We start from the raw sequence: 7766 nt of genomic DNA on the forward strand, positions 1-7766 counted from the left end.
CCCGTCCCGCCTATATGTCCACAGCTTCATCAGTCAGTAAAGGACAAACAATCACGATTCAAGGCGTCTTCACGATTCCCACCCAAGCATGGCTGCAAGGGAGCGTAACGCTCCAGGACTGCCGGATCGTACAATAAGCTGGCCATATACACCCAATTCAAAAGGACTTGCCATGCGTCTCATCATTGCACTCTTTCTTCCCTGGCTGACCTTCTTCACAATCGGCCGCCCTGTCGCTGGTTTTATCTGTCTGTTCTTGCAGATCACAATGGTCGGCTGGTTGCCTGCGACCATCTGGGCAGTATTTGCGCTGAGTCAGTACAAAACAGACCAGAAAATCGCCAGAGCCATGGCGGCACGAACTGATCAAGGGGTTTGACCATGCACATCGGGCACATGATCGCAAGCGCAGCGGTGCATGGGTTGATCTATGCCACCCTCTTCAAAATCAGCCATCAAGTTGGATTGCTTGGCATGATTTCGCTGGCCGTAATCGGCATCTCGCTGCTGTGGATCATTGCCCGAGCCTTGGGGGACAAGAGGTGAATGCGCTGAATATCGCATTTACCTCCCTGTCCATCGTGGGGAACGAATTTATCAAACGCCGCAACAGGAAAGGCTACTGGTTCTGGCTGATTGGCAATGGTGTCGGTGTGGCCATGTTCGCCATGCAGCAACAATGGCTCCTTGTAATGCTCTATGGCTATTTCGCCGTTTCCTGCGTACAGGGACTGATTAACTGGAACCGATTGCAACGGCAGGAATCGTGAACCTTTTCTTGACCCCAGAAGAAGTTTGCATACTCACTGGCAGGACGCAAAAGTCCAAGCAGGTGCAGCAGTTGCGTGCGTCTGGAATTCCGTTTACCCTGAACGCATGTGGCCAGCCTGTTGTCACCCGATCCGCCGTCGAAGGTGGCAAAAGGGACGAACAGGCAGGAAAAAAACCGTGGAGGTCAGCTGCCCTTGGGACGTAAACGAACGGTCAACCTTAATCTGCCTGTGCGAATGAAAGCACGGGTGAGATCAAGCGGAACCTACTATTATTACTTTGATGGCCAGCATGAAATCGCGTTGGGGAAAGATTACGTCGATGCAATAAGACAGTGGGCTCAGCTTGAGGGTGGAAATGCGTCCCGCGCCGCCATGGTGACGTTCCGGCAAGCCGCCGAGAAATATACCGCCATGGTTATTCCAACCAAAGCCCCGAGGACGCAGTCTGACAACCTGAAGGAGCTGGCGAAACTTTTGGAGTTTTTCGACAACCCCCCGGCTCCGCTTGAGGCAATTGAGCCTCAACATGTGCGTCAGTATATGGACTGGCGCGGCACAACTGCCAAGACCCGCGCCAACCGAGAAAAGGCCTTACTGTCCCATATCTGGAATTTCTCCCGGCAGACCGGACTGACGACCCTGCCGAACCCCTGTGCCGGCGTCCGTGGTTTCACAGAAAAAGGACGCAAAGACGTCTTCATCGAGGATGAAGTTTATGCGGCCGTATATGCCTGCGCCAATCAATCGTTGAAAGATGCTTTGGACATGGCTTATCTGACCGGTCAGAGGCCGGCAGATGTACTCAAGATGCGCGTTACCGACATTCGGAATGATCTGTTAGCCGTCCGACAGGGGAAGACTGGGAAAACACTGCGCATCAAACTGAACAATAATGATGGCTCAAGAAACGGGCTTGGCTTGAAAATCGATGAAATCATGGAGCGCAAGCGCTTGGCCAAGGTGGCCGATACCGCAATGATTGTCGCCATGGGCGGTGGCGCGCTAAGCTATTCCGGGCTGGATAACGCTTTTGAACGATCACGCAATAAGGCCGTTTTGGCTGCCGAAAAATCGGGAAAAACTGAACTGGCTTCTGCAATCGCCGGTTTTCAGTTCCGGGATCTGCGTGCAAAGGCCGGAACTGAAAAAGCGGACAGCGCCGGCATACTGGAAGCCCGTCAGCAACTGGGACATGGGTCAGTAACGACAACAGAACGGTATGTGAGGCTTGGCACTATCGTTAGTCCGACGAAATAATGTGGCAATCTCCCCAATATTCATCGGAATAAGAAGTAGAAACTAAGTGGCTAAGGCCAATTTTTGTTTTGGGATAATACCTCCGATCGCATTACCTACCATTGCGACATTCTTGAAACAAGCAACAATTCCTATCGAGTCAAGTAGCGTAAAACCGACATCAGCAGACTACAAAAGTGGCAAATATTGGATGCTGATTGACAATTGAGGAAACCTTGGATGAATTTCAAATCAGATGCTGCATGGGTCGTAAGTCGTGCATAAATGTGTCGTTTTTCCATCCGCTGCCCATCGCCGTCAAGCGATGAATGAATGCATTGCTAACATCGTCCGAAAGATCGATCAATTGGCGCAGCAAATTGAAATTGCTGATTTGGTTTTCATTCCAGGAGCTTTTCCGCTTCATGAGTTCAGGCAGCGAGTTCTCTTCCACGAAGCTTTGATATTTTCCGAGGAATCCGACCACTACGTCGGCGATTTGGATTCCTGGCTCACTCTTCGAGTCGGAAAATGAGAAATTTACGTGGTGAGAACCGTCCTTGAACTTGGTGCCACTCAAACTTTTTTCAATTTGGATTTCGCGATCGAAAATATGGATGGCATTCTTGAAAAGCATGATCGGGTGAGTGTAGAACACTTGAAAGCTTTCAATGAGCATGTCCTCCTCTTCATCGACTAAGAAAGCAAGTTCATGCAAAGACGCTGATTTTTTGATCAAATTCTTAAGCATGAGGGCTGGGAGGTTGCCGTCAGACGGGCTGCGGGCCTCAAGGAATGCGTTGATATCAGCAATGAAGTCGATAGCCTTACCTCGCTGAATGTCTGGATAGCTATGTCGCTTCATTAAGGCCAAGAATGCCGGCTTGTCGAGATTTGCTAGCCGATACAGCTCGTTTTTCAGCGGTTGGTGATGCGGTTGATAGCTTTCGAATTTTTCCTCTGCCAAGATGGAGTCGATGATGTCGACGATGGCCCAGTAGATGATATTGACACTGGAATAATGGATCAATATGCCATGTTCGACGATCCAAGACAGAACAATAGCCAGCCGTTTCGAAGTTAGAACTTGTTCGAAGTCGCCTTTCGCTACATGGGCAAACTTGATTTCGGTAGCGTTGCTCTGCATTTGCAAGTTGGCATGCAAGGGGGCGATGTCGGGAAGTATTTGTCCTTCCAAAAGAACGATACCTCCTAGAACGAAATTCTTATGCTCCACAACGTTAGTGCCATGGTCCGTCAAATAAAACTTACGGATGTTGTTGGTCTCGTCGTAGTAGAACGTAAATTTGTCATCAACCCGCCGAAGCTGGAAGGCGCCAATCATCATTTCCCGCATGTCGTTCACGTCAAATTCCACTACGCATATCTCCTTGGTTCGTTACGAGCTGCGGCGCGACATGCAGCATCAATATCATGAGTGCTATTTTCCGATTGATCAAGAATTTGGGATAGGCAGCGAAATCCAGCGACTCGAAGAGCTAATCGTCAATGATCGCGTGGCTCGTGAAATCGCGACATAGAAAAGCTTGGCTTGGGCTTTACTCTCTTTCGCGAAATGGGTCGCGTCCGGCACAATGACGTGATCAAACTCCAGACCTTTGAGCAGCAGCGGTGTCGAGACGGTTCTCTTCGGCAGCTTACGGCCTGAGTTGCTGACGCGCTGACGAATGCTTCCCGCGGCGTCGACCATCGTTTTTGCTCTGCCAGCGGCAAGTTCGCTCACTGCGCGCTCCGTATCGCGCCATAGCTCGCTTCGGTAAAGCTTCCAGCGAGGACGCTTTCGAAACAGCCCCAAGAACTGGGCTGCAGCCTCGGCACCGTTACCGACTCCAAGACCAACCTCAATTTCGCTCAACGCCGCGTTCATCTCAGCCTCGTCAGGATCGACTGTCTCGTCTTTGGCGAGGTCTTTTTGCTGGAAGCAGTCAGCCAGCAGACCTGTGATAGCATCAAGTCGCCTATTAGTAGTTGTTGCGTGATCCCATGCGTTAGCAAATTCATTGAGTCTGCCTGCTGCGACCTCCTCAATGGCTTGGTAGCCACCGCTTGCCGCCTTGGCCAGTCCATAGCAAATGCGCTTGTTGCAGTGGATCGCAGCGAAGCTTCCTTCCTTACCGTCAATGCCTTCGAACAATGTGGACATATCGAAGGCATCATTGGATTCGCGGAAGGTGATGCGGGGATCAGCCAGATCAATGGCATCCCCATTCATGAGCCTGATCCTTGTCTCGGCGATCCACTCCCCAAGCGCAGGGTTCTTGCCATTCCAGCGATGGGGCGTATTGAGCTTTCCCGCCAGCGGAAAGCTTGGATGAATTTCGCTGTCCCATTTGAGCGTCGCACCTGCGAATTCGAAGATGCCCTGCATGGGGTCACCAAAAATCAATGTGGGCACAATTCCAGACAAGGCGATGGCCAGCGCGTGCTGGCTCCCTCCGCAGTCCTGGTATTCGTCGATCAGGATGCGGTCATAGGAGGCCGTGACCACTTCGCGCACGGCCAAGACTTGCAGGGCGAGTACCGCTCCTTGATAGAGCTGTTCCCACTCCTCTCCTGTCTTTGGCATGTCTGGCGGCGGCTTGGCGACGCCGGGAAATGCATGGGCATACCGCATGCACCACCCGGCGATGGTGTCCACCACCACCGCAGAATGGTGAACACCCAACCGTTTCATGCGAGAGCGGATGGCATGGACACCGGCATGGGTGTGCGTCAATATGAGTGCGCGCCGCCCCAAAGCCGCTACGTTGGCGATGATCTCGGTCTTGCCATGTCCGGCGGGAGCAACGATCGCGGCGTTGCCCAAGGAGACGAGGTCGGCGGCCTCAAGCATATAGCCAGGCCTCGATGGCAGCTAGTGTTACCGCCAGCGGAGAGGCCGTAGCCTCAGCCGCGATGTTCCATACGAATGGAGCGAGGCTGCGCCCTAGGCGCTGGTCCTTGAACCATGGCTTCTTGTCTTTCTTCTCCTTGCCTTTGGAAGCTGCGACCTCGGAAATAGCGACGCGGAGCTCTTCGCCGCTTTTGGCAGAGAGTAGCCCCCAGCACTCAAAGCCAAGGCGGATGCACTCCACATTGATGTCGTCGATCTTGGCGGCGAGGTTGTTGTCGATGAAATCGTCACCTCTCTCTTCGCGGGCATGGTGCAGAAGCTCTTGGACGCGGGCATCGTTCGCGGCGCTGAAGATCGCGAGCTCCGTATAGAGCCAACCGCCATATTCGAAGACTGGAATGCCTGCCGCTGCCAGCTTGGCTTGCTGATCGGCGGACAACGAATTATCGCTGTCACGGTAGATGGCAGTGGTATAGCCAAGCTTGGCCAAGGCTAAGGTCATCGCGTAAGCCTCGCCGCCGTTGCCGTCGGCGATCGTGGCACCGAGTTGCTCGATCGGCTTATTGCCATGTCGCGCAGGCCAATGCTCCCTCAACCCCAATAGTAGGCCGACTTCCGTGTAGCCCTCGCAGACCAAGATGCGTCGAGCGAATAGAGATCTCGGCGTGAAGCGAAGCAGCGGGCGAAGCGATGTTGGTGTTACCGGAGTTGTGACGCTGGTAAGGCGGTCAGGTCGGGTGGTCTTGATCACGTGCAGGCTGTTTTCGCCGGCTTCGCCCAAAGCCACATCCGAGTGCGTGGTCATCAGCACATGGCCTACGGGCCTTTTGTCTGTCGCTGCCTTAGCTTGATCCCCTTTGAGTTGCGCGATGGCTCCAATGATTCGGTGCGGCTCCAAGCCATGCTCAATCTCATCGACCAGGACAATGGCACCTTCGGCGATGGCGGATTTCTGGATGGCGAGCGTGGCCAGTCGGCGCGATCCCATGCCTGCCAACCGCAGCGGCACGCCGCTGTCGTGCAATGCGATGGAGCCAGACGACAGACCCGAGCGTCCGAGCTCGAGGCCAGGCTCATAAGCCCCCTCGACATAGGCACCAAGCACCTTGGCGAAACCCTCTGCAGCATCGGCTGCATTGGTCAGCGACTCGATCTCATTAAGTTTGGCGCTGGCTCGGGCCGTGCGATAGGCCTCAGCGAGCCGAGCAGACGCTTCGTCAGTGTCGCCAGTCAGGCGCGACAGAACCGAACCTTGGCCCCAAGCGAGGTGACGGGCATCTTCGCCGGCCAGTCGGACCAGGCCGAACAAAGCTCGGTCACGGTTTGACAGAGTGCGCGGATCGTCCATACGGTCGCATATCAGCTCCCAAACCGGCTCCATGGTCGCGTCCACTGTCAGCCGCAAGGTCAGTACAGGTTCGTCGTCCTCCTCCGGTTCATCGCGAAGGGCTCCGATGCTGGTCCATCCTCGGATGTAAAGGCCGAATCGTTCGTCGGACTTTAAGGCACGCGACAGCTCGCCAATGGTGGCCTCGATCACAATGGGCATCGAAGTGTCGCAACCGAGGAAGTCGGGCTCAGTGAATGAGAACCAGCGGGAAGACAGCAGCGCCTCGATAGCATCCAGCACCGTCGATTTTCCCGAGTCTCCTGGCCCGATCAAGCAGCAGAACGAATGGGATGGCGTCCAATCCAAAGTGGCAATGCCCCGAAAGTGACTGACCTTGATTTGGCGTATTTGCATGCAGTACCTTGGGATGTGTCAATGGTATTTCGGTTTTGTTTTAGGTTTTTGCCCTGATAATTGTATTGTATATAGACAACGGAGTCCATTATCAGGAAAAGCATCAGAAATAGTCCTGTAGCGTTTCGGTTCAATCTTAAGGAAACAATGACCGAGCCGTACTGAACACACACCATGGCATGTGAAATATCGCTGCGTGTGGTTACGCGGATGATCTTACTGAGCGCCGAGCTCGTTGTCGTAAAAACAATGTCGCCTGGCTCCAGTGCTGCAGTGTTCAGCTTCGTTTCCATAGCATCAAGCCAGCCTACTACTTAGGCAACAAGCCTCAACTTTGCCCGATACTGCGACGATCGAACTGCTTCGTCCGCTTGCTCAAACGCCTCACGCGCCGCATTTTTGGCAATGCGCAGAACAATGGCATCCATCCCCCCGGCGGCTGCAATGCGAACATTCCGGGCCGCTCCACCAAACACCAGTTGCCCGGTTTTTGCACGCACTGGTCGACACCATGCATCCACCTTGCTCATTTTTTGAACTCCTGCGGGCCGAAGTTGGCATCGCGGTGAATCGTGACAGCATTCGTGCCGTAACTTATCTGCAGGCTGTGCGCCAGCAACGCGTCACGCAGGTCATTCTGAAAGGCGTCCTTGATTCTTTCGCGCTCGGCGACCTCGTAGAGTTGCACCCATGGGAGAGTCCAGACGTTCAGGGTCTTACGTTTCATAAACCCGTCGATGTCGACGGCGATTTCGCGCACGTTTTTAGCCATTATAGCACATCCTATAGATTCGTATGAGATACGAATAAATTCTACGCGCTATCACATTGACAGTCAACATCTGGCCGGCCATCACGCTGGCTTGATTTCTGGCACACCACAGTTTAAAACTTCTGTTCCCCAATTCAAAACCACCCCATTAAAAATCAAGGGGTTTCGAGTCAAAAAATGGAATTTTTGGGGAACAAATTCTTCTTATAACCTCTTGATTTATTTGCATTGAGTCGGTAGACTGGGTGTCCGGGGCAGGAGGCGGAGTATTGCCTTCCCCACCCAGGTCACTGAAGGCCAGTTGGAGGCTGTATAGGTCGGGGTTGCGGCGTTCCGACTTCTGACCGAAAAGGTGGCGTCTGAACCATTCCAGTTGCCTTTTGAGAT

Annotated in this window: 12 protein-coding genes; 5 read left to right on the forward strand and 7 right to left on the reverse strand. The window is 53.4% G+C overall.

Annotated elements, in window-relative coordinates:
• Positions 1–172 precede the first annotated feature (172 nt).
• Genes IV91_RS0112300 through IV91_RS0112315 form a run of 5 tightly spaced genes read left to right on the forward strand, consistent with a single transcriptional unit; the run spans position 173 to position 2030 of the window.
• Positions 173–379 carry a YqaE/Pmp3 family membrane protein gene (locus IV91_RS0112300; RefSeq protein ID WP_031598864.1) on the forward strand — a complete coding sequence of 69 codons (207 nt, stop codon included), beginning with the start codon at positions 173–175 and terminating at the stop codon, positions 377–379.
• Between the two features lie 2 nt (positions 380–381).
• A complete protein-coding gene (locus IV91_RS18505; protein WP_160171581.1) occupies positions 382–546 on the forward strand; it encodes a hypothetical protein in 165 nt (54 codons plus the stop codon).
• Positions 543–770 (forward strand): nicotinamide mononucleotide transporter, encoded by a 228-nt coding sequence (locus IV91_RS18510; protein ID WP_031598866.1) that lies wholly within the window; start codon positions 543–545, stop codon positions 768–770. Before IV91_RS18505 ends, IV91_RS18510 begins: the two co-directional genes overlap by 4 nt.
• On the forward strand, positions 767–976 hold the full coding sequence (locus IV91_RS19820) for a DUF4224 domain-containing protein (RefSeq protein WP_411464032.1): 210 nt from the start codon (positions 767–769) through the stop codon (positions 974–976). The genes IV91_RS18510 and IV91_RS19820 overlap by 4 nt, the downstream gene beginning before the upstream one ends.
• On the forward strand, positions 879–2030 hold the full coding sequence (locus IV91_RS0112315; RefSeq protein WP_233418465.1) for a tyrosine-type recombinase/integrase: 1152 nt from the start codon (positions 879–881) through the stop codon (positions 2028–2030). Before IV91_RS19820 ends, IV91_RS0112315 begins: the two co-directional genes overlap by 98 nt.
• A gap of 226 nt (positions 2031–2256) precedes the next feature.
• Here the strand turns inward: IV91_RS0112315 and IV91_RS0112320 are convergent, their stop codons facing one another.
• The 7 genes from IV91_RS0112320 to IV91_RS19825 all read right to left on the reverse strand — a co-directional run bounded on the left by IV91_RS0112320 (position 2257) and on the right by IV91_RS19825 (position 7752).
• The gene (locus IV91_RS0112320; RefSeq protein ID WP_031598870.1) at positions 2257–3387 is read right to left on the reverse strand and encodes a DUF3800 domain-containing protein; all 1131 of its coding nucleotides are present in this window, start codon (positions 3385–3387) and stop codon (positions 2257–2259) included.
• 78 nt (positions 3388–3465) lie between these two features.
• Positions 3466–4863, reverse strand: coding sequence for a UvrD-helicase domain-containing protein (locus tag IV91_RS0112325; protein WP_031598872.1), 1398 nt, complete (start codon positions 4861–4863; stop codon positions 3466–3468).
• Positions 4856–6493: an ATP-dependent nuclease gene (locus IV91_RS0112330; protein ID WP_200874406.1), complete on the reverse strand. Its 1638-nt coding sequence runs from the start codon at positions 6491–6493 to the stop codon at positions 4856–4858. The genes IV91_RS0112325 and IV91_RS0112330 overlap by 8 nt, the downstream gene beginning before the upstream one ends.
• 29 nt (positions 6494–6522) lie before the next feature.
• Positions 6523–6900: a C40 family peptidase gene (locus tag IV91_RS18925; RefSeq protein ID WP_200874407.1), complete on the reverse strand. Its 378-nt coding sequence runs from the start codon at positions 6898–6900 to the stop codon at positions 6523–6525.
• A 21-nt stretch (positions 6901–6921) separates the two neighbouring features.
• Positions 6922–7137, reverse strand: a complete 216-nt coding sequence (locus IV91_RS0112335; RefSeq protein ID WP_031598874.1) for a hypothetical protein — start codon at positions 7135–7137, stop codon at positions 6922–6924.
• Positions 7134–7379 carry a hypothetical protein gene (locus tag IV91_RS0112340; protein WP_031598877.1) on the reverse strand — a complete coding sequence of 82 codons (246 nt, stop codon included), beginning with the start codon at positions 7377–7379 and terminating at the stop codon, positions 7134–7136. The genes IV91_RS0112335 and IV91_RS0112340 overlap by 4 nt, the downstream gene beginning before the upstream one ends.
• A gap of 148 nt (positions 7380–7527) precedes the next feature.
• Positions 7528–7752, reverse strand: coding sequence for a transposase domain-containing protein (locus IV91_RS19825; RefSeq protein ID WP_411464036.1), 225 nt, complete (start codon positions 7750–7752; stop codon positions 7528–7530).
• Positions 7753–7766 lie beyond the last annotated feature (14 nt).

Source organism: Ferrovum myxofaciens (assembly GCF_000735045.1).
Taxonomy (GTDB): Bacteria; Pseudomonadota; Gammaproteobacteria; order Burkholderiales; family Ferrovaceae; genus Ferrovum; species Ferrovum myxofaciens.

Bases quoted from the DNA above. Each gene is read 5' to 3' on its own strand.
- IV91_RS0112340 (WP_031598877.1), bottom strand. From the start codon at position 7,379: ATGGCTAAAAACGTGCGCGAAATCGCCGTCGACATCGACGGGTTTATG.
- IV91_RS18505 (WP_160171581.1), top strand. From the start codon at position 382: ATGCACATCGGGCACATGATCGCAAGCGCAGCGGTGCATGGGTTGATC.
- IV91_RS0112335 (WP_031598874.1), bottom strand. From the start codon at position 7,137: ATGAGCAAGGTGGATGCATGGTGTCGACCAGTGCGTGCAAAAACCGGG.
- IV91_RS0112325 (WP_031598872.1), bottom strand. From the start codon at position 4,863: ATGCTTGAGGCCGCCGACCTCGTCTCCTTGGGCAACGCCGCGATCGTT.
- IV91_RS0112300 (WP_031598864.1), top strand. From the start codon at position 173: ATGCGTCTCATCATTGCACTCTTTCTTCCCTGGCTGACCTTCTTCACA.
- IV91_RS18925 (WP_200874407.1), bottom strand. From the start codon at position 6,900: ATGGAAACGAAGCTGAACACTGCAGCACTGGAGCCAGGCGACATTGTT.